The following is a 20,783-nucleotide window of genomic DNA, read 5'->3' as shown; positions in this document are numbered from 1 at the left end:
GACTTGCCCACCGCGTCGTTCGGTTCGTCGCAAGCGCCGACCGACGCCGTGGACAAGTCTCCCAGCGCCTCGAACACAAAAATTCAGACAGCCCCCTTCACACACGCCGCACCCGGCGCTGAAAACTTCAACCTGACGTTGTGTTGCCATGTCAGAACTCCTTCGTTTGAAACACCCATCTGTCTTGGCATGATCCCCGGGTGAACAAAGACCTGCCGCATCGCGATGGATGCACTCTAGACCTTGGAGTGAGGTCCAGAGTCAAGGGATTTTTTGGCGTGCTGTTCATCTTCGGGATGACTGCCTTCATTTTCATCGCCGAAGTGACAGAAACTTTTCGGCCGACGTCATGCCTTTGCGGCAGTTTGGGCAAAGCATGCCACCCTAAAAAGTTTACACAGAAATTCCTCTCTGAATCGAATAGGATCGGTATGCGCTGTGGTGCGTCGCACGCATGTTCGCAGCCGCCTGCGTGACGAGGGCAGCACCATAACCAATTTTTGCTGGAACTCCGGCAGGCATGCAGGACTCAAATATCGATTTGCATGATGACGCTCGCTTATATCCCCTTGCTTTTCTCAATAGCCTGATTGCATGAACACCTTGCGTGTCGTCCTGCTCACCGTCCTGCTGGCGTTGCTGCCGCTGCAAGGCTGGGCCGCTATGGGCGATGCCACGACGTTCACGGCCATGCTGAGTCACTGCCCCGGACGAGATCAAGCTTTAATGGGGGCATCGCACGCAGACTTGTCGGCCACAGACCTGCAACAGTCACAGCATCCCCTCGATTCCTTTGAACGCAGCCGTGAAGTGAGGCCGGACGGCCGCCTGGGCCACCCGGTAGCCGGACATGCCCTTTGCCCCGTCCCCTGCGGTATCGCTTTAGCGACGGCTTCCGCGCCATTCGCTTGGCACTTTGTACAGAACGCAGCTTCCATGCCGCAATTCCACACACGCTTCGTCGCCAGTGCGGCGCCTGACGCCCCTTATCACCCGCCCAGGGTCTGATCACCCCTCAAAGCCGGCATTCGTCCGGCCTCAGCGCTGCGGCAGCAGGTCAATCTGCGAGGTCGCCCTCTGTCCCCGGCTCGTCCCAACGACCAGCCTCCGGACCCGGTCCGAGAGCATCGTTCCGCGATGAAACTGGGCGAGCCGATCACCACAGCCTTCTTGAAAACATCGATCGAGGTGAAATCATGCGTGTGCGTTTCACAATTGCCGCCACTGTGGCGTTCGTCATGGCCGGCATGGCCTATTTTGTCCTGGCCAGGAAGCCGGCTGTCCCGCAGGCGACGTTTGTGCTGCTGACTGGAAGAACCCTTTCGACCTCTTCCCTGCGAGGCCAGGTCTATCTGGTGAATTTCTGGGCCACGAGCTGCGCTACCTGCATCAAGGAAATGCCCCAAATGGTCAAGACGTACGAGCGATTCGAGGGAAGGAATTTCGAGTTCATCGCGGTGGATATGAGCTATGACCCGCTGTCTTATGTGACCGACTACACCTCGACCCGGCATTTACCGTTCAAGGTTGCCAAGGACGCGGATGGCCACCTGGCACGCGAGTTCTACGACGTCCGCCTGACGCCGACCACGTTTCTGGTCGACAAGCAAGGGAACGTCGTCAAGCGAATTCTCGGCGAACCCGACTTTCCCGAGCTTGATCGACTGATCCAGCACGAACTGGCTAAAAACGCTTGAAAGGACCAAGCCCCATGGACATCTCACTCATCCTCGAAGTCCTCCTCGCGGTCGGCGCAGGCATGCTGCTCAACCTGACGCCATGCGTGCTGCCGGTCATTCCAATCAAGGTTCGCACCATCCTGCGCGCCGCCGGTGCAAAGCCGGCGACACGTGCTTTGTCCGCCGGTCTGTTCGCTGCGGGGTCCCTGTTGTTTTTCACACCCCTGGGGCTGGCAACAGCTCTCCTGCATCTTCAATGGGGCGTGCTGTTCCAATCGCGAGCCGTGCTGATCGGCCTGGTCATCATCCTGCTGGTGATGGCGGTGATGAATTTCACGGGGCGCAGTTTGCCGATTCCTCCCATCATCGCGAGAATGGGAGGTGGGCGTTTCGCCGAGCCGCTGGTCTCCGGCCTGGTCAGTGCCCTTTTGTCGACGCCCTGTACCGGCCCCTTGCTGGGTGGGATCCTTGTGTTTGCCCTCACCCGGCCAACTGTCGACATCGTGATGATATTCATCGCGATTGGTCTTGGCATGGCTCTGCCCTACGCCATTCTGCTTCTGAAGCCCGGACTTCTCGATCGGCTGCCACGTGGAGGGGCTTGGACTGATATCGTGCGTCAAAGCTTCGGCTGGCTGCTTGCCGGCGCCGCGATTTTTTTCGCGCAAAGTCTGTTTCCCGCCAGCGTGGACAAGGCGCTATGGTTCGCATTTCTTGCTGGGATGATGTTGTGGGTACTCGCAACGAGCCTTCGCGCCACAGATCGCGCCTCGCGCTGGGCCGCGCCACTTTCGAGCTTGCCCGCACTGGCTTTGGTTTATCTGAGTGCAGGGATCTGGCCCGTCCCATCGCAGGGCATCCCTTGGCAGCCGCTTGAGGCAACACAAATCGCCGAGATTGTCAATCTGCATCGCCCTGCGCTGGTCGAATTCACCGCACAGTGGTGCCTGAACTGCAGGTTTCTGGAGCAAACCGTCTATGGCGACGCGCGCGTTGTGCAAGCCCTGCGCACCCGCGGTGTCGTTCCCTTGCAGGTTGACCTAACCCGCCCGAACCCAGAACTGCAAAGTCTCCTTGCCGCCTACGGCGGGGCTGGCCTGCCGTTCGTGGCGATATTGAATCCACATGGGCGAGAGATCGGCCATCTTTCCGGACTGTTCTCGGCCGATGCGCTCGTCCGAGGTTTGAATGCCATCCAACCATAAAGGAATTTCGATGAAACCAAAACTCCGGCGCATGGCCGCCGTCTCGCTCATTGCCCTGACCGTCTTGATCGGCGCTGCCTTGCTGTTCCATGCCGCGTATCCCGACCCTGGCTTGACCCCGGCTGCTGCCGGCGATCTGGTCGATTCCTCCGCCAAGGTTGGTGCCAGTGCCGCGATCAATGGCCCCAATGCGGTGGTGACGCTGCACATTGACGCGGGTTGGCATGTCTACGCCAATCCGCCGTCGGCGCCCTACTTGATTCCTGTCACGGTGGTCGCGCAACGCAGTGGCCGTACGTTAGCGATCCAACCTCTCTATCCACCCGGTCAAGACATCGGCCTACATATCAACGGCAAGACCATACGGGTCTACGAGAACGGTACACGCATCGCTCTGCCAGGTCTGTCAAGGCTGCGCGATGTCCGCATACAGGTGCAAATCCAGGCTTGCGCCGACAAAGGGCTATGCCTTCCACCGGCAACGATCGTTGCGACGACCCAATAATCTCATCGCTTCAGCGCTTTTCCGCCCGTAGAGCGGGCCCCGCTCGCGTTTTTCTTACGGAGTTGAACGATGGATGGTCGTGTTTTTCCCTTGCTCGTCGTACTTGCCTGTGCCGTGCTTCCGCCCGGCGCCTTGGCTGCGGATGCCGCCCCGGCCGCAGCGGCGAGTGCGGCGCAACCGTCGTGGACGAACGCCAGGCACGCTTTCACCGTGCAGTTGATCCAGCTCAGCCCAGACAGTGTGCGCGCCTTCTACGAGAACATGGGCTATCCATCCAAGGCCATCGATGCCATTGCCCGGGTCTGCGTGTTCGGAACCTCGATCCGGAACAACGCCAAGGTTCCTATCACCTATGACGTGGCCGCCTGGAAGGCCGTGACCCCGGATGGCAAGGGGCACCCGCTGATCACCAAAACCCAGTGGCTGCACCGCTGGCAGCCACTGGGCGTGCGTTCGGACTGGTCGGTCCTGCCGGCGCAGCAAACCCTGCAGCCCGGGGATTGGGCCCAGGGGTTCACCACCGTCGACTTGCCGCGCGGCGCGCGGTTCAAACTGATTTTTTTCTGGAGAGAGCATGGAACGCAACACCAAGCCACATTGGCCGGACCGCAATGCGCGGGGGCCACGCCTGATCAACCCTGAGCGCCGCCAGGTGCTGTCCTGGCTCGGCGGCGCCGGGCTGCTGGCCGTTGGCGCGGCGCGCGCCGCACGCGCCGCCGACCCGGCGCAGGACCACGCGCTCGCGGTGGTGGAGCCGCCACGCCCGGCGCCGGCATTCAGCTTGCAGGACATCAACGGCAAGACCCACCGCCTGGCCGATTACCGCGGCAAGGTGGTGCTGGTCAACTTCTGGGCCACCTGGTGCCCTCCGTGCCGGCAGGAAATGCCGTCCATCGAAAGGCTTTACCTGGCGATGAAGGGCCGCCCCTTCGAGGTGCTGGCGCTGGACCAGGGCGAGACCCTGAACAACGTTTTCGCCTACATGGGCCAGCTCAATCCATCACCCACCTTCCCGGTGTTGCTGGACCAGCACAGCGAGGCGGCGCATGCCTTCGGTGTGATGGGCATTCCGACGACCTATCTGGTCGACAAGAATGGCATGATCGTCCGGCAGGCCGTCGGCGGGCGGGATTACGACAGCCCTGCGATTCGGCAGGTCATCGAGGCCCTGATGCGCTGAACAGTCCCTGATCAGGCCACGGCGAACTGGCCCATCATCCCTTGCAGGCTGAGGTGCCGGACGGAGGCATCCGGCCCGCGGCGTCGAAATGGAGGCGATTTTCGCGGGCAATCGGCCCTGCTTGGCGGCGGGAGGCGCGGCGCGAAGCGGTAGAAGGCGACACTCAAGCAAGATTTTTGAGAACGCCAAGCCGCTGTTGCCGGGTGCCACCCCTGCCACTTCATGTGGAGCGCTCACTCCACCAGAATCTTGCCGACCATGCCAGCTTCCATATGCCTGGGCATCGTGCAGGCGAAGTCGACGGTCCCGGGCTTGCCAAAGCGCCAGATCAGCTCACCCTTGCTTCCAGGCGGTACGGCGACCATATTGGGCTCGGCCCCATCGGTCATATCGGGCATAGCCGCCATCATCTTTTCGTGCTCCTTGAGCTCGGCCATGCTCCCGATCGTCATCTCGTGCTTGATTTGGCCACGGTTGATCAAAACAAACCGAATCGTTTGTCCCGGCTGCACATGGATGACATCCGGCGTAAAACGCATCGAGTCGTCCATCGTGATGTCCACGTTTTTGGTGGCGGCCGTTGCTTGACCAGGATTGCCGATGGAAGATGCGTCGGCGTCCGCGTCGGCATGAACCGATGCGTGGGGGGCAGAGGCCGCATTTGCGGCAACCCCTGACATGCCCATGCCCTGCATGTTCATACCTTGCATATTCATGCCCTTCATGGCACCAGGCATTGCGGCAGCCTCAGAGGACACGCTTGCGCCACGCTTCGGCGTGGCCTCGTGTGACGGATTCTCGACTCCGGACGCATTCGCGGCGGCAAGCGCAAATACGGGCCATGCGCCAAGCAGAAGCATGGACAGTCGGATTTTCTTCATCTTCATATGGGTATCCTTTCGTCAGCCTTAAAAGTACAACAGCGAATCCGTTGAAAACCAACGGGTCAGAACCAGAAATGCAAGCCAGCGACGATGGCCGTCTGGCGTGTCTTTTCGCCCGCAATGCGCGCGTAGTCCGCGCTGCGGCCAAATTTCCCGCTCCATTCCACGCCGACATAGGGCGCGAACTGGCGCGTGAACTCGTAGCGCAGGCGCAACCCGGCGGTCGCATCGGACAGCCCACTGCCGATTTGACGCGCCGGATCATCCTTGCCATACAGGTTGGCTTCAACGCGCGGCTGCAGTACGACGCGCTGGGTGATCAGCAAGTCGTAACTCGTCGCCAGACGCAGCGCGCTGCGTCCCGCGTTGCCCAAATAGCCTGTGGCCTCGACATCGAACCAATAGGGTGCCAGGCCCTGCACCCCGAACGCCAGCCAGTTACGGTCGGGTCCGGAGCCGTTGTCGTGACGCACACCGAGCTGCGTGTCCCAGAACGCGGCAACCGCGTGCCCCCAGAGAAGCTCGGTTCGGGCGTCCTGCAGGCGTCCTTGCGAGACATCGCCCTCGGCCTTGATCACCAAGCGGTTGAAATCGCGGCCGAACCAGGCCTGCACGTCGTAGGCGCTCCAGTTGCCGTCGCGCGTATAGGCGCGCTCCAGGCGATCGACCAGCACCGAGCCGAAATTCTCCTGGTCCGCAAGGCGCGGCGGCTTGACTCCAGGCGGGATAAAGGGTCCGGTCGTCAGCGTGTAGCCACCGGAGTACGCATCGGCGCTGCGCGGCTGGTTGGGAGCCGCCCCCTTCATGTTCCCGTCAGCCGCCGCCTGCGTGGCCGCGCCCGTCCCTTGCATCTGCATCCCCGGCATGTCCATCCCATTCATGTCATTCGGCGCTGCCGCGGGCTTTGAAGAGGGCGTGGGAATTGCCTTTGACGAAGACGGGGTGGTTGCATCCATTCCCTGCATGTTCATGCCGCCCATGTCGCCAGACATTGCAGGCGCCTTCGTCGGCGAAACGGGGTGATCGGCCGGGGAGGAAGCCGAAGCAGCAGGAGATCCCATCCCTGGCATGCTCATCCCTGGCATGTCCATGCTTTGCGCCCAGACCGGCGCAATCGCCAGACCGGCGATCGCCAATGCCAGAGCTTTGTTGATGTGTTGCAGTCTCATTGATTTCATCTCCTATGGCCGCGGTGGTCATGACACCAGAATCTCGCGGAACATCCCCGCGTCCATGTGCATCATCAAATGGCAGTGCCAGGCCCAGCGCCCCAGCGCGTCGGCGCTGATGCGGTAGCTGACCTGCTGCGCCGGCTGAACCGGGATGGTGTGGCGGCGCACCTGGAATTGGCCATCCGGGCTCTCCAATTCGCTCCACATGCCGTGCATGTGCATCGGGTGGGTCATCATCGTGTCGTTCACCAACACCATGCGCAGGCGCTCGCCATAGCGGAAATGCACCGGTGTCGACTCCCCGAACGGCACGCCGTCGAACGACCAGGTGTAGCGCTCCATGTTGCCCGTCAGATGCATCTCGATCGTGCGACCGGGCGCACGCGGGTCGATCGGGCCACCGATCGTGTGCAGATCAGCCAGGGTCAAGACGCGTCGGCCGTTGTTGCGCAGGCCCACGCCAGGATCGTCCAGATTTGTCCGTGGGTGGTCGACGCGGGCGTCGACGCCGGGACCGTATTCGGCCGGCGCGTGCCGCACAGCAGGTTCCGTGTCCATACTCATCCCTCCCATGTCCATTCCCGGCATCGAGCTCATGTCGTTGCCCATCATGTCGGCCATGGTCAATTGCTGGCGTGGGTCCATCGGCGGAACGGGCGCGGCGAGACCCGGCCGGGCAGCCAGCGTGCCGCGTGCGTATCCGGTACGGTCCATCGATTGCGCAAAGATCGTGTACGCCTCGTCTCTGGGGCGCACCAGCACGTCATAGGTTTCCCCAGGGCCGAAGCGGAACTCGTCTACACTCACCGGCTCCACGTCCTGCCCGTCGGCGGCAACCACCGTGAGTTTCAGGCCGGGGATGCGCACGTCGTAAAAGGTATCACCCGAGCCATTGATGAAGCGCAGTCGTGCGACCTTGCCCGGCACGATGGGTGCGAACCAGTTGCCGGCAGGGGTGACGCCATTAGTGAGATACGTCAGCGTGGCGCCCGATAGATCGGAAAGGTCGCCCGGACTCATGCGCATCTGCTCCCACATCGCGCGCTTGTCGAGTGCCGCACGCAGTCCCTCGCGGGAGACATCGCGGAAGAAGTCCACCGCCGTCGGCTCGTGGTAGTTGTCAAAACCGCTGTCGTCCTTGAGCTTGGCCAGGACGCGCATCGGGTCTTCGTCCATCCAGTCCGACAACAGCACCACATGATCGGTCTCGGCGTGTATGGTCTTGCCCTGCGCGGGCTCGATGATGATGGCGCCGTACATGCCAGTTTGCTCCTGCATGCCCGAGTGCGAGTGGTACCAGTAGGTGCCGGCCTGCCGGACCTTGAAGTGATAGACGAAGGTCTCACCGGGCGTGATGCCCTTGAAGCTCATTCCAGGCACGCCATCCATCTGAAAGGGCACGAGCATGCCGTGCCAGTGGATCGACGTCGAACGGTTCATACGGTTGGTCACACGAATCGTCACCGTGTCGCCTTCCTTCCAGCGCAGCGTCGGCCCTGGAATCGATCCGTTGATCGTCGTCGCGACCCGAGGTTTTCCGGTGAAATTGACCGGAGTCTCGGCCACCGTCAGATCGAATTCGCGACCCCGCAGCTCCGGGGCCGTCCCGGTTGCGGTGGGCGCCGCTTGCGCGTGCGCCGCCCATGGGGCCAGCCCCAGCATGACGCCGCCAGCAGCCAACCCTTGCACGAAGCGCCGCCGTTGAACATGGACACCTTGTGGCCGGATGAGGAGATTGCGTTGCATGGTTTCGGCTGCTCCCGTTCAATGGAAAAATTTGAATGTGAAGCGTAGACAGGGTGTGCTTTCATGCGGATGACCACGGCATTACATTGATGTCATCGTCCTGTCATGGTCGCGGCAGATTCGGCGAACTACATTGAGAGTATGCTTCGGTCTTGGGGCGCCGGCGAGGTAACGCAGATGAAACTTCTGATCGTCGAAGACGAAGTCAAAACCGGGGAATATCTACAGCAGGGTCTCAGAGAATCGGGGTTCGTCGTGGATTGGGCGCGCAACGGCCTTGATGGCCATCATCACGCGATGATCGCGCCGTATGACCTGATCGTGCTCGATGTCATGCTTCCCGACATCGACGGATGGCGCATCCTCCGATCCCTTCGCGAGTCGGGCAACGATACGCCGGTGTTGTTCCTCACCGCGCGTGACGCGGTGGAGGATCGCGTCAAGGGCCTTGAACTCGGGGCCGATGACTATCTGGTCAAACCATTTGTCTTCACCGAGTTGCTTGCACGGGTACGCACCCTGTTGCGACGCGGGCGCGCCCCAACGCAAATCGATCAACTTGAGGTCGCCGATCTGGTGCTCGATTTACCGCGGCGCCGTGCTACGCGGGCCGGCACCCGAATCAACCTGAGCAGCAAGGAGTTCGCCTTGCTTGAATTGCTGATCCGTCGTCAGGGCGAAGTGCTGCCTCGGTCCCTGATCGCATCCCAGGTTTGGGACATGAACTTCGACAGTGACACGAATGTGATTGATGTTGCCATTCGTCGGCTGCGAGCGAAGGTCGACGATGGTTTCGAGCCCAAGTTGATCCAGACCGTGCGCGGTATGGGTTATACCCTGGACGTCCCCGATGGGCGTTGAGAACCGAACACGCCGCCCCATGTCGCTGGCGGTTCGCGTCACAAGTCTGGTTGGCTTGGTGACAACGGCGATATTCGTACTCTCTGCATGGGGCATCGAATATTCGATCCAGCGGCATTTTTCCCGGATGGATCTGGCCGAACTGCAATCAGCTTGGGCATCGGTGGATGCAGCGCTTCATCGAGATGGGGCTTCTTCGTCTGGGGTGGCACAGTCCCACGAACTCGTCGACGCGATCGCGGGAGGCCACGATGTGTACTTTGTCGTCCGTGACGCTAATGGCCGGCTGCTGTACGGAACGACTGCACCAGATCTCGATGCCTTGGGCGAAAAGGTGCCCGCCACCACGCATTTGACTTTAGATACGCTCCATATCTGGCGAACCGATCACCACGTCTACCGAGGAGCGGTCTTGCGTAGTGGCAACAAAACGGTCGTCGTCGCCACTGCGATCGACTTCCACCTCCAGTATTTACGGGAATTGCAGAATGCTCTTTGGGCGGGGACGTTGATGGCAAGCCTCATCAGCGTTCTTGTCGCAGCCTTAGCCGTACGCCAAGGGCACGCGCCGCTGCGCCGCATCAGCGCGCGCATGCGAGAAATGACAACTGAGCGGCTGCACACACGCCTCGATCCAAAGCATGTTCCAGTCGAACTCGTGGATCTGGCGGCCGCCTTCAACGCCATGTTGACCAGGATCGAGCAAGGCTTCGCGCGTTTGCGTAACGTCTCGGCCGACATCGCTCACGAGCTGCGCACCCCTGTGACCAATCTCACGACGCAAACCCAGGTCGCGCTGTCAAAGGCCCGGGACGTGGACGCCTACCGGGAAATCCTGTATTCGAACCTTGAAGAATTCGAGCGTATGGGCGCGATGATCAGCGACATGCTGTTCCTGGCGCAAGCCGAGCAGGGGCCGATGCGACGCGACGCCGCGGGAATTGACCTGCATGCGGAAATACGCAGCTTGTTCGACTACTTCGAAGCCTGGGCGGAGGACCGTGGGGTCTCGCTCGAACTGAACGGGCAAGTCGGCCGAGTCGAGGGTGATCGGGAGATGTTGCGCCGCGCACTCAGCAACCTGATCGCCAACGCCATCCGATATACGCAGCACGGTCAATCCGTCCATCTGCGCTTGTCGCAGGACGAGCGGTGGGTCAGGATTGAAATATGTAATCCCGGCAACATTCCATCCGAACATTTGCCCCATTTGTTCGATCGCTTTTACCGCGTGGATCCTTCGCGCCAGCGCCGTGGCGAAGGGGCGGGGCTCGGCTTGGCCATCGTCAAGTCGATCGTCGAAGCGCATGCCGGTCAAGTCGAGGTCACGTCCGAGAATGGAAAAACATGCTTCAGCGTGCGATTGCCGGGGGCGCATCTCAGCTCTCAAGTCACTCACGCCAAGTAGTTGATTAACAATGAGTCTTTTGAGCGACTTTCGGGCGATTTGCGGCCCTGGCCCGATTACCTCGCTAACTTCTCACGCGGCAGGCTTGTACGCATGTCTCTCCCTCCGCTGGCGGTTTCATGCCAATGACGTTTCGCCTCACGTGACGAGCCTCAGCCCATCCACGTGATTCAGAACGAGCTTGAACCCTGAGCCTTGGGAAAGGGTTGTCATGCCAATCTCGGCAAGCTCGACGTCAATACGTGTCAGACCGCGCATTTCAAGGACTGAGCGCGGACGAAGCCGTCGGCAGTGGCGGGGCGCTCAACGCAACCTGGATTTGCTGCTCCGCCTGAAGGCGAATTTGGACGATTTGCCGCAGGATTTCGGCAACTGCAGCGCCGGCCTTGGCCTGTGCCGCCGGATCGGGCTTGGCCACGGAGTTGACCGCCAGCAGGTTGGCGCGAGCGGTGTAGAGCTGCGGCTGCAAGGCGCCTTCCTGACGCAAGGCCTCAGCCTGAATCTGTCCAATCCGCACGCGCTGCTGCGGCGTGACCAATTCCTGCCAAGAACCCCTGGCCGCCGGCCAGATGCCCCCGCCCATCATGCCGTAGCCATAACCGCCGTCGTCACCATAGCCGTGATCGCTCTGAACGCCGAGCGCACCCCAGTCCCCGACCGGGCCGTTCATCATGCCGTAGCCGGATCGTGGCCCCCACCAACCGGAACTTTCACGCCAGGTGGGCGGTGCGCCCGCGTCCCATCGCTGGCCCCAGAAGGGGGCGACGCCGAATTCGGGGATCAAGAGTAGGTAAAAAGCGAATAGCACGATCGCCAGTGCAAGCAGCCACTTCGGTAGCGGTTTCATGATCTGAGCCTCAACTTTCCAGTTCGCGCCGCATGCGGTCATAGGTCTCGTGGTCGATGTCTCCGCGGGCGTAGCGCTCCTTCAGGATCTCCAGGTGCCTTTTGCTGTCAGATCGCACCCCGGAATCGCCCGAATGGCCCGTGAACAGCCATCGGATCAAGCCCACAACTATGGCGAGAATCAAAGCCCACCACACCAGCATGAAGAGCCAGCCCAAACCGAAGCCGCCCCATCCGCCCATCATTCCATATCCATAGCCCATGACCATGCTCCCATTGGATGTTCACAATAACCAGGCACCGACCGGCTGGACCGAATCAGCGCCTTGATGATGGCACCGACGCAGCCCTCAGGCGCGCAGGGCCTCGGCGACGCGCTTGAGCTTGTCGCGCACTTCACCGCCGAGTTTGTCTACCTCGGGACGTTTGACCATGCCGAGCACGGCCGCTGGGTCCATGAACACCACGCTGACCCCGCCGTCCGCCTCTTCCCGCACGACGACATTGCAGGGCAGCAGCGCGCCAATATCCGGCTCAGCTTGCAGGGCCTGATGGGCATAGTGCGGATTGCAGGCCCCGAGGATGAGGTAGGGACGTTCCTCGATGCCGAGTTTGGCCTTGAGCGTGGCGGCCACGTCGATGGTAGTCAGGACGCCGAAGCCCTCATGTTTCAACGCTTCGGTCGCCGCTTGCACGGTGGCCTCGAAGCCTTTGGGGCTGGTCACGGTAAAGACATAGTCACTCATGGGTCAATCTCCGGGTTTGAGGAAAGAACGGGTTGAAGATGGTGGTGCACGGTCCTTGATGGCATCGTCTGGCGCATGGCTCTGTCGGCTGCATGTCACGCCTGCGCTGTTGCTACCTGCGGCCCGGCCACGGCGTTCGTGGCCGGGCCGATGCGAATGCCGGTCAACCGGGTGCGCTTGAGCATCAGGGCGTTGACTGCCACCAGCGCCGAGCTGCCCGACATGGCGAGCGCCGCCACTTCGGGACTGATGGTGAAGGGGTAGAACACCCCTGCGGCCACTGGAAACGCAATGACGTTGTAGGCCACTGCCCACCACAGGTTCTGATGCATCTTGCGCAGGGTGGCGTGCGACAGCACGATCGCGCCGACGACGTCGAACGGATCGCTTTTCATCAGCACCACGTCGGCGCTTTCGATCGCCACATCGGTTCCGGCGCCGATGGCGAAGCCGACGTCGGCCTGCGTCAGCGCCGGTGCATCGTTGATGCCGTCGCCCACCATGCCGACCCGCTTGCCCTGCCCTTGCAACTCCCTGATCTTGGCCGCTTTGTCGCCGGGCAGCACGTCGGCCAGCACGATGTCGATGCCGATCTCGCGGGCGATGCGCTCCGCCGTCGGCCGGTTGTCGCCGGTCAGCATGGCCACCTGCACGCCCCTGGCGTGGAGCGCCGCCACGGTGGGCGCGGAGGTCGGGCGCACAGCGTCGGCAATGGCGATGAGACCCATCAAGCGCCCCGCACGCGCGACGTGCACCACCGTCATCCCCTGCCCCTGCAGCCGCTGCGAATCAGCCTCGAGGCCGTTCATGTTGGCCTTGTCGAGCGCTATCAGCTTGTCGTTGCCCAGCAGCACCACCTCGCCCCCCAGTTCGGCCCGGGCGCCCATGCCGTCGATGTTGGTGAACGCGCTGGCGGGTTCGAGCGCAAGACCCTTGGCGCTCTCGAGGATCGCAAGCGCCAGTGGATGCTCGGAGAGCTTTTCGACGGCCCCGGCCGTTTTCAGCAGTTCGTCTTCGGCGATGCCGGCGGCCAGGACCAAGTCGACCACCTCCGGCCGCCCCAGGGTCAGCGTGCCGGTCTTGTCGAAAACCACCACGTTCAACTGGGTCGCATCCTCCAGCGCGGAGGCGTTCTTGAACAAGATGCCGTTCATGGCGCCGAGCCCCGTTCCCACCATCACGGCCATCGGGGTGGCAAGGCCCAGGGCGTCCGGACAGGCGATGACGAACACGGTGATGGTCAATGCCAGCGCCAGCAGCAGCGGCTGCCCCAGGATGACGTACCAGGCGACGAAGGTCGCCACGCCGATCAGGACGGCAATCACCACCAGCCATTGCGATGCGCGGTCGGCCAGCAATTGCGCCGGCGCCTTGGAGTTCTGCGCCTCCTGCACCAGCTTGACGATCTGCGCCAGCGCGGTGTCGGCGCCCACCTTGGTGGCGCGGTAGCGCAAGCTGCCGCTCTTGTTGATGGTCGCTCCGATCACCGCGTCGCCGGGTTTTTTCCCCACCGGCATCGACTCGCCGGTCAGCATCGACTCATCGACCTGCGACGCGCCTTCCAGCACCTCGCCATCCACCGGAATCTTGTCGCCGGGGCGGATGAGCACCACGTCGCCCGGCAGCACCGCGGAGGTTGCCACCGTGATTTCCGCACCGTTGCGCAGCACTGTCGCCTTGGGCGGCGCCAGATTCATCAACGCGCGGATCGCCTCGGAGGCACCGGCGCGGGCGCGCATTTCAAGCCAATGCCCCAGCAGGATGAACACCAGCAGCACCGATACGGCCTCGTAGAACTGCGCCCCCTCGAAGAGAAAGGTCGTGCCGACGCTGAACAGATAGCCCGTGCCGATGGAGAGCACGACCAGCACCGCCATATTGAGCACGCCGTTGCGCAATGCGCGAGCCGCTGCGACGAAAAACGGCCAGGCCGGATAGATCACCGCGGCGCTGGCCAGGCCGAACAGCCAGTCCTTGAGCGCGAGACCGAACGGCGGCGCCGGCGGTGCGAACAGCCCGCCCATGGGCGAGTACACGAACAGCGGGACCGTGAACAACAGGCATACCCAGAACCGGTTGCGCATGTCTCGCGCCATGTCACGCGCGTCCATGCCGGCACCATGGCCCATGTCGTGCGCCATGGCATCTATTCCGGGCGTGCGACCGGAATGGGCGTCGCGTTCGGCGCCTTGGAGCCTGGCTCCGCCATGCACCACTCCAGCCTTGTGCGCACCCTGGGCATGCACCATGGCATGCTCCTCGCGCGGCTCGCACAGATGGTCGGGAACCGACTCGCCGCGGCAGTGGTAGCCGCAACGCTCGACCTGCGCCTGCAGTGCAGCCAGGTTGGTCAAGGCCGCGTCGTACACAACCGTGGCGCTGCCCGCGACGTAATTGACCTGCACGTCGGCGACGCCCGGCAGGCGCCGGAGCTTCTTTTCGACCCCGCGGGCGGAAAGGCTCGACACCAGCCCGGAGACATCGATGACGCTGGTGGTGTTCATAGGGACCGTCTTGTTCCTAAATTGGGTGGCTACGCTGGCGGACCGGAACCTTCGCCGCTTCTCACGCTACGGTGAACTGCCCCATCATGCCGTTGCCTTCATGTTCGAGGATATGGCAGTGGTACATGAAGGGATGTGCATCGTCTGCGGGCTGAGTAAAGCGCGCGGCCATCCGGACGGTTTCGTTGATGCGCACGAGGACGGTGTCCTTCCAGCCCTGTTCCCACTCCGGTACCTCACCGCTGTTGCGCGACAGGAGGCGAAGCGAGGTGCCGTGGCAATGGAACGGATGGGCCATCATCGCATCGTTGCGCACCTCCCAGACTTCGTTGCTGCCAAGACGCACGCGCTGGTTGATCACCGCCATGTCCATGAACTGGTCATTGATGGAAAAAAGCCTCGCGCCGCCGATCCCCAGACTCATGCGGCCCGGACCCGAGTCGGGCGGGGCGCCGCGCTCCACGCCGCCACCCATGCGCATCATTCCCGAGTCGCCTCCGCCCATCATCCGTATGCCCTGCAGGGTGAAGCGGCGTACAGGCGCATCGGGCCGCAACGCGGCGTACTCGGCCATCCGTGCCGGCAGCACGGTTTTCGCCGCATTTGGCGCAACGACCCGAAGCTGAAGCAGATCGAAGCCGTTGCGGTCCCAGCCATCCGTATGCATCGGCGCGCCATTGAGGGCCGGGACCACGGCACCCGAATCGCTGCGCAGCACCAGAGTCTTACCCAGGTCGCGGGATAGATCGACGAAGATTTCGGCGCGTTCCCCCGGCGCCAGCACCAGCCGACGCATCTCCACCGGACGTTCCAGCAGGCCGGCGTCGGTGGCGATCGCATGGAACGCGCGCCCATCGCTCAATGCAAAGTTGTAGAAACGCGCGTTGGAGCCGTTCAGCAGACGCAGACGCACCCGTTGCGCCGGCACCGCGGCATAGGGTTGCTCGCGGCCGTTGACCAGAAAGCGGTCACCCTTCATGCCCATGAGATCCATCATCGAGGTCATGTACAGCAGCCGGCCGTCGGCGGCCATGCGCCGATCCTGGACGATCACCGGAATGTCGTCCACCCCCCCAGGTGCACGGCAGACCGAGGCGAGCGTCCACTCCGTTATCGATGAGCAGTAGCCCGGCCAGCCCGGCATAGGCATGCGCCCCCGTGCGCGTCTCCGGACGAGGGTGGTACCAGAGCGTCGCGCCAGGCTGGGGTCCAGGGTGAAGCGATAGTCGAAGGTTTGACCGGGAAGGATCAGACTTTGCGGACCACCGTCCATCGATCCGGGCACATGGGCGCCATGCCAATGCGTGGTGGTCGACTGGTCGAGGTTGTTGGTCACCGCGATGCGCACCGCGCGCCCCCGCGGCACGCGCAACGCCGGGCCGAGCAGCGGGCCGTTGTATCCCCAGGTCGGGGTGCGCGTTCCAGCTACGAGTTCGCTGGTGCCGACACCCATGCGCAGGGCATAGTGGAGCACACCGGCGCGCTCCTCACCGGAGATCTGCGGGGGAATCGCCAGAGGGCGCGTGAAAGCTCCTGCGTTCATCGTCGCGGGTTTGAGCAGGCCAGGCTCCATGCCCATCATTCCGCCCATGCCACCACCCATGGCTTGGGCGGACGCGCCTTTGCGCAGCGCGGGGGCGGCGAGGACCGCCAGCGCGGCTGTGCCGATCAAACGGCGTCGGCTCAGTTGCAAACCCGATTCGGTTAGCGTGGAAAGAGCATTGGACGTCCCGGAATCGGACATGGAAGATATGGAAGGACACTTGCGCTTCTTCATTTGGATACTCCCTTCGTCTCCCGCCAGAGATGGGCACTTTGCGCACTACTGATGTTTCCCGAATCTGTGACTGTCTGAACCTCTCCCCACCCCAATCCTCCCCCATCTCGTGGGGGAGGCCCGGAGGGGGAGCCTTGCGCGCTGCCTTGCGTCTGTCGCCCATTCTGGAAATCTCAATAGCCAAAAGTCGATGGACTCTAGTTTGTCGTGCAGCGTGCTTCCACTTTAGTGCCGCGACGCTGTCCCATTCATGACAGCGCCATTAAAACTTTGTCATCTCTCGCCGACCGACGCCTACGCTCACACCGACACGCCACCTGGATGATCCGCTCCGGACCGATTGACCGGTTCCGCATGGCATTCGCAGGGCTCGCCGGCCGCGGCGTGTCGCAGGTTCTGCAGGATGCCGCATGCGCTCGCCGTTCGGTTGACCTGACAGGACTCGCGCAGCGCGTGCAACTGCTGCTCCAGCAAGCGCAGCGATTCGACCTGATGATGAATGCGCGCGATCTGCCGGTCGATCAACTGGTTGATGTCGTCGCACGCCGATTCAGGATGCTCCTGAAAGCTGAGCAATACGCGCACGTCGGGCAATCCCATGCCCAGCGAGCGGCAGTGCCGAATGAAATTGAGTTGCACCAGGTGATCACTGGTGTAGTTGCGATAGCCGTTGCCCTCGCGAGAGGGCGCGTCCAGCAAGCCCTCGCGTTCGTAAAAACGCACCGTCTCCACGTCGCAGTGCCCGCGCTGCGCCAATTCCCCGATTCGCATCTTGCATTCCCCTGTCGTCTAAAGGTACTTGACCCTGTAGCAGGTACAGGCTGTTCAATGATCGCATTGTTCACCGAGATCCGCCATCATGAGCCAGCACGACCCCATCAGCACAGCGTTACGCCTGCCTGCCCAGGCGCAAGACCATGGACCCACCTGTGACCACGATCATGCGCAGGATCATGGCCACGACCACGGCCCTGATGCGCATATCCATGCCCACGCGGGGGCCGATGCCTGCTGCGCCCCGGCGACACAGACCGACTGTCTGACGGGTGTTTGCAAAACCAATCCGGCACCCGAAGGGACCAGCCGGGTTCGCTACCGCATCGACAAGATGGACTGCCCCACCGAGGAGCGCCTGATCCGCAACAAGCTGGAGGTCATGCCCGGGGTCGTCCAACTCGACTTCAACCTCCTGCAACGGGAACTCACGGTGTATCACCGTTTGGAGCAGCCGCACGAGATTACTGCAGTGCTGAGCAAGCTGGACATGGCACCCAATGTGCTGGAAGCCAATGCGTCGGTGTCTGTACTTCCCCCGGCCCTGAGCCCACGGCAAAAAGGCCTGCTCGCCGTGGCTGGCGTCGCCGCGGTCGCGGCCGAGGCCATCGCCTGGTCGACCGGGCGAGAGACCTCATCGATGGTGATGGCGCTTGCCGCTGTGTCCATCGTGAGCGCCGGCCTGCCGACCATCAAAAAGGGCTGGGTCGCGCTCAAGAACCTGACCCTCAACATCTACTTCCTGATGTCCATCGCGGTGACCGGGGCCGTGGCTCTCGGCAAGTGGCCGGAGGCGGCGATGGTGGTGTTCCTGTTCGCCGTGGCCGAGGCGATCGAGGCGCTGTCGCTGGAGCGTGCCAGGAACGCGATTAAGTCGCTCACGGCCATCGCGCCGGAAACCGCCGAGGTCAAGGCTGGCGAGGCCTGGCAGGCCAAGCCGGTGGCCGAGGTGGCCGTCGGCAGTCGCATCCGGGTGCGCACCGGCGCGCGGGTGCCGCTGGACGCGCGCGTCGTGTCCGGCCGCGCGGCGCTAAACCAAGCGCCGATCACCGGGGAAAGCATGCCCGTGGACAAGCAAGTGGGCGACCCGCTGTATGCAGGCAGCATTGTGGCCGATGGCGTGGTGGAAGCCTCCGTCACGGCCTCGGCCGGTGACAGCACCTTGGCCCGCATCGCCCTGGCCATTCAGAGCGCGCAGTCACAGCGCGCGCCGACCCAGCGTTTCGTCGATCAATTCGCGCGGTACTACACCCCAGCGGTGGTGGTCTTCGCCATCGCCGTGGCCATCCTCGGCCCGCTGCTGAGTGGTGGAGGCTGGAGTTCCTGGCTGTACGAGGCCCTGGTCATGCTGGTCATCGCCTGCCCCTGCGCCTTGGTGGTCTCCACGCCGGTCACCGTGGTCAGCGGTCTTGCGGCGGCGGCCGGGCATGGCATCCTGGTCAAGGGCGGGATCCATCTGGAAGGCGGCCGTCTGCTCAAAGCCGTGGCGCTCGATAAGACCGGCACGCTGACCCGCGGCAAGCCCGCACTGACCGATGCGATCCCGCTTGGCGACATGACCATCGCGCAGGCCTTGCGGATCGCCGCCAGCCTCGACGACCACAGCACGCATCCGGTCGCCCAGGCGCTGGTTGCCGGCTGGCGCGCGCAGCAGCCAGGGTCCACAGTGCTGCCCGTCGAGGATTTTGGTGTGCTGCAAGGGCGCGGCGTTAAGGGCAGCGTCACCGGCCAGCTCTGGCATCTGGGCAATCATCGCCTGGCCGAAGACATCGGGGTCTGTTCGGCGGCGCTGGAGGCGCAGCTTGCCGTGCTGGAGCGTGCCGGCAAGACCGCCATCGTGTTGTGCGACGCGGCTGGCCCCGTGGCCGTTTTCGGCGTCGCCGACACCCTCAGGCCAGAGAGCGCGCAGGCGGTTGCGGCCCTCAAGGGGCTGGGCGTCGAGCCGGTCATGTTGACGGGCGACAACCCGGCCACGGCAAGGGCCATTGCCGCTCAGCTCGGCATCGCCGATGCGCGAGGCAATCTGCTGCCACAGGACAAGCAGGCCGCCGTTGCCGAACTGCATGCGCGCTACGGTTCGGTCGGTATGGTCGGCGACGGCGTGAACGATGCGCCGGCGCTGGCGCGCGCGAACATCGGCTTTGCCATGGGGGCGGCCGGCACCGCCACGGCGCTGGAAACCGCCGATGTCGCCATCATGGACGACGACCCGCGCAAGATCGCCGACTTCATCCATTTGAGCCGGCGCACCGCCGCAATTCTCAAGCAGAACATCGCCCTAGCGCTGGGCATCAAGGCGGTGTTCTTCGCCTTGGCCCTGAGCGGCGTGGCGACCCTGTGGATGGCGGTGTTCGCCGATGCCGGGGCCAGCCTGTTGGTGGTGTTCAACGGCATGCGGCTGCTGTCGCTACGACGTGCAACGGTTTGATGTTCTGGGTTCATGGTTTCACAACAAGGAGATGCCGTCATGAAATGCCACGTCTGCAAGGAAAGTACCCTGGTGATGACCGAACGCCAGGGCATTGAAATTGACGACTGCCGCAATACCGCGGCGTTTGGCTCGATCGCGGCGAGCTTGACAAGATCATCGAGCGAAACCACCAACAGGAGGCGGCCAGCGCACCACAGCAAGTGAGCCGCCCATCACCACAGCCTGAAAGTCATGGCCAAAACGGCGACCACCACGGCGGTGGCAAACATCAGGGGCGCTATGGCCCGATGCCGGGCCGAAAATCGTTCTGGAAAGAAATTTTCGACTGAAGCTGCAAGGCGTTTCAGCACCGGACGCGTTGGCCGCGAGGCCACGCGCAACACGGCTTCGTCGACACCGCTCCCGGCACAGCACCCGGCGCTGAAAACTTCAACCTGACGTTGTGTTGCCATGTCAGAACTCCTTCGTTTGAACACCCATCTGTCTTGGCATGATCTCCGGGTGAACAAAGACCTGCCGCATCGCGATGGATGCACTCTAGACCTTGGAGTGAGGTCCAGAGTCAAGGGATTTCTGAACACGATAACCATCTTGCGGTGTGGTTTACGAGCCGCGCCGGAAGCACGCTGAACGCCATCACGCGCACGAACCGACAACACGTCGGAATGACGTCACCGCACGACAGCAATCTTGGTGACGATGTACTGTCCCGATGGTCCCTTGGCCAGATCGAAATTCACTGTTTCTCCCGCCTTGAGTTCGTTGAGCATGCTCTTGCTCCGCACGCCGAAGTCCATGGTCATTCCCGGCCAGCCCAGCGCCTTGATCGCCTGGTGCGTGATATTCACCGTGCCGGTGGCGGCGTTGACGCTGTTGATGGCCCCGTGAGCCATAAAGCCATTGGTCGCGGTGGCTGGATCGGACATGCCCCCCATGCCCCCACCATTCATATTGCCCATACCCGGCATCGCGTTCGATGCTGCAAAAGTAGGCGACATGGCTGCCGCGGAACCGATCAGAATGAGGGCGAGGTCGAAACGTTTCATCGAGTTCTCCTGTGTTGAT

Annotated in this window: 21 protein-coding genes; 10 read left to right on the top strand and 11 right to left on the bottom strand. The window is 62.8% G+C overall.

What is annotated here, in order from left to right; all coding sequences use genetic code 11:
• The 6 genes from ASC45_RS15950 to ASC45_RS15035 form a co-directional block, all read left to right on the top strand.
• The coding region (locus ASC45_RS15950) for a hypothetical protein (protein ID WP_211263369.1) at window positions 1–204 on the top strand (204 nt) is incomplete at its 5' end.
• 992 nt (window positions 205–1,196) lie between these two features.
• Window positions 1,197–1,697, top strand: coding sequence for a TlpA family protein disulfide reductase (locus tag ASC45_RS15055; RefSeq protein WP_055451821.1), 501 nt, complete (start codon window positions 1,197–1,199; stop codon window positions 1,695–1,697).
• A 14-nt stretch (window positions 1,698–1,711) separates the two neighbouring features.
• Window positions 1,712–2,884, top strand: a complete 1,173-nt coding sequence (locus ASC45_RS15050) for a protein-disulfide reductase DsbD family protein (RefSeq protein ID WP_055451820.1) — start codon at window positions 1,712–1,714, stop codon at window positions 2,882–2,884.
• Window positions 2,885–2,894: 10 nt separating this feature from the next.
• Window positions 2,895–3,389: a protein-disulfide reductase DsbD domain-containing protein gene (locus tag ASC45_RS15045; RefSeq protein WP_072243093.1), complete on the top strand. Its 495-nt coding sequence runs from the start codon at window positions 2,895–2,897 to the stop codon at window positions 3,387–3,389.
• Between the two features lie 69 nt (window positions 3,390–3,458).
• Window positions 3,459–4,031 carry a hypothetical protein gene (locus tag ASC45_RS15040; protein ID WP_055451818.1) on the top strand — a complete coding sequence of 191 codons (573 nt, stop codon included), beginning with the start codon at window positions 3,459–3,461 and terminating at the stop codon, window positions 4,029–4,031.
• The gene (locus ASC45_RS15035) at window positions 3,964–4,569 is read left to right on the top strand and encodes a TlpA family protein disulfide reductase (RefSeq protein ID WP_082454475.1); all 606 of its coding nucleotides are present in this window, start codon (window positions 3,964–3,966) and stop codon (window positions 4,567–4,569) included. The genes ASC45_RS15040 and ASC45_RS15035 overlap by 68 nt, the downstream gene beginning before the upstream one ends.
• A 233-nt stretch (window positions 4,570–4,802) precedes the next feature.
• Here ASC45_RS15035 and ASC45_RS15030 read toward each other — a convergent pair whose 3' ends face one another.
• Genes ASC45_RS15030 through ASC45_RS15020 form a run of 3 tightly spaced genes read right to left on the bottom strand, consistent with a single transcriptional unit; the run spans window position 4,803 to window position 8,371 of the window.
• On the bottom strand, window positions 4,803–5,456 hold the full coding sequence (locus ASC45_RS15030; protein ID WP_245610082.1) for a cupredoxin domain-containing protein: 654 nt from the start codon (window positions 5,454–5,456) through the stop codon (window positions 4,803–4,805).
• 59 nt (window positions 5,457–5,515) lie between these two features.
• Window positions 5,516–6,622, bottom strand: coding sequence for a copper resistance protein B (locus ASC45_RS15025; protein WP_055451817.1), 1,107 nt, complete (start codon window positions 6,620–6,622; stop codon window positions 5,516–5,518).
• Window positions 6,623–6,649: 27 nt separating this feature from the next.
• Window positions 6,650–8,371, bottom strand: coding sequence for a copper resistance system multicopper oxidase (locus ASC45_RS15020; RefSeq protein ID WP_055451816.1), 1,722 nt, complete (start codon window positions 8,369–8,371; stop codon window positions 6,650–6,652).
• Between the two features lie 177 nt (window positions 8,372–8,548).
• On the opposite strand from ASC45_RS15020, the gene ASC45_RS15015 reads away from it, so the two are divergent.
• The gene (locus ASC45_RS15015; RefSeq protein WP_055451824.1) at window positions 8,549–9,232 is read left to right on the top strand and encodes a heavy metal response regulator transcription factor; all 684 of its coding nucleotides are present in this window, start codon (window positions 8,549–8,551) and stop codon (window positions 9,230–9,232) included.
• A 19-nt stretch (window positions 9,233–9,251) separates the two neighbouring features.
• The gene (locus tag ASC45_RS15010) at window positions 9,252–10,640 is read left to right on the top strand and encodes a heavy metal sensor histidine kinase (protein ID WP_324345743.1); all 1,389 of its coding nucleotides are present in this window, start codon (window positions 9,252–9,254) and stop codon (window positions 10,638–10,640) included.
• Window positions 10,641–10,899: 259 nt separating this feature from the next.
• On the opposite strand, the gene ASC45_RS15005 is transcribed toward ASC45_RS15010, so the two are convergent.
• The 6 genes from ASC45_RS15005 to ASC45_RS14980 all read right to left on the bottom strand — a co-directional run bounded on the left by ASC45_RS15005 (window position 10,900) and on the right by ASC45_RS14980 (window position 17,284).
• The gene (locus ASC45_RS15005) at window positions 10,900–11,487 is read right to left on the bottom strand and encodes a hypothetical protein (protein ID WP_055451814.1); all 588 of its coding nucleotides are present in this window, start codon (window positions 11,485–11,487) and stop codon (window positions 10,900–10,902) included.
• A gap of 10 nt (window positions 11,488–11,497) precedes the next feature.
• Window positions 11,498–11,755 (bottom strand): SHOCT domain-containing protein, encoded by a 258-nt coding sequence (locus ASC45_RS15000; RefSeq protein WP_072243092.1) that lies wholly within the window; start codon window positions 11,753–11,755, stop codon window positions 11,498–11,500.
• A gap of 81 nt (window positions 11,756–11,836) precedes the next feature.
• Window positions 11,837–12,232: a DUF302 domain-containing protein gene (locus tag ASC45_RS14995; protein ID WP_055451813.1), complete on the bottom strand. Its 396-nt coding sequence runs from the start codon at window positions 12,230–12,232 to the stop codon at window positions 11,837–11,839.
• Window positions 12,233–12,327: 95 nt separating this feature from the next.
• Complete coding sequence (locus ASC45_RS14990; RefSeq protein WP_055451812.1) at window positions 12,328–14,736, bottom strand: heavy metal translocating P-type ATPase; 2,409 nt, start codon at window positions 14,734–14,736, stop codon at window positions 12,328–12,330.
• Window positions 14,737–14,797: 61 nt separating this feature from the next.
• Complete coding sequence (locus ASC45_RS14985; protein WP_245610081.1) at window positions 14,798–16,513, bottom strand: multicopper oxidase family protein; 1,716 nt, start codon at window positions 16,511–16,513, stop codon at window positions 14,798–14,800.
• 300 nt (window positions 16,514–16,813) lie between these two features.
• Complete coding sequence (locus tag ASC45_RS14980) at window positions 16,814–17,284, bottom strand: Cd(II)/Pb(II)-responsive transcriptional regulator (RefSeq protein ID WP_055451811.1); 471 nt, start codon at window positions 17,282–17,284, stop codon at window positions 16,814–16,816.
• A gap of 88 nt (window positions 17,285–17,372) precedes the next feature.
• Between ASC45_RS14980 and ASC45_RS14975 the strand changes: the two genes are divergently transcribed.
• Together ASC45_RS14975 and ASC45_RS16275 are read left to right on the top strand one after the other, a co-directional pair.
• Window positions 17,373–19,715 carry a heavy metal translocating P-type ATPase gene (locus ASC45_RS14975; RefSeq protein WP_082454473.1) on the top strand — a complete coding sequence of 781 codons (2,343 nt, stop codon included), beginning with the start codon at window positions 17,373–17,375 and terminating at the stop codon, window positions 19,713–19,715.
• 39 nt (window positions 19,716–19,754) lie between these two features.
• Window positions 19,755–19,922: a hypothetical protein gene (locus ASC45_RS16275; RefSeq protein WP_465020117.1), complete on the top strand. Its 168-nt coding sequence runs from the start codon at window positions 19,755–19,757 to the stop codon at window positions 19,920–19,922.
• Window positions 19,923–19,930: 8 nt separating this feature from the next.
• Here ASC45_RS16275 and ASC45_RS15890 read toward each other — a convergent pair whose 3' ends face one another.
• Both ASC45_RS15890 and ASC45_RS14965 read right to left on the bottom strand, forming a co-directional pair.
• Window positions 19,931–20,170: a hypothetical protein gene (locus ASC45_RS15890; protein WP_167344863.1), complete on the bottom strand. Its 240-nt coding sequence runs from the start codon at window positions 20,168–20,170 to the stop codon at window positions 19,931–19,933.
• A gap of 219 nt (window positions 20,171–20,389) precedes the next feature.
• Window positions 20,390–20,764, bottom strand: a complete 375-nt coding sequence (locus tag ASC45_RS14965; RefSeq protein ID WP_055451810.1) for a copper-binding protein — start codon at window positions 20,762–20,764, stop codon at window positions 20,390–20,392.
• Between the last annotated feature and the right edge of the window lie 19 nt (window positions 20,765–20,783).

The organism is Thiomonas bhubaneswarensis, assembly GCF_001418255.1.
Lineage (GTDB): Bacteria > Pseudomonadota > Gammaproteobacteria > Burkholderiales > Burkholderiaceae_C > Thiomonas > Thiomonas bhubaneswarensis.
Note: the sequence above shows the minus strand (reverse complement) of the source record. Positions and strands in the feature narration are given on the sequence as shown.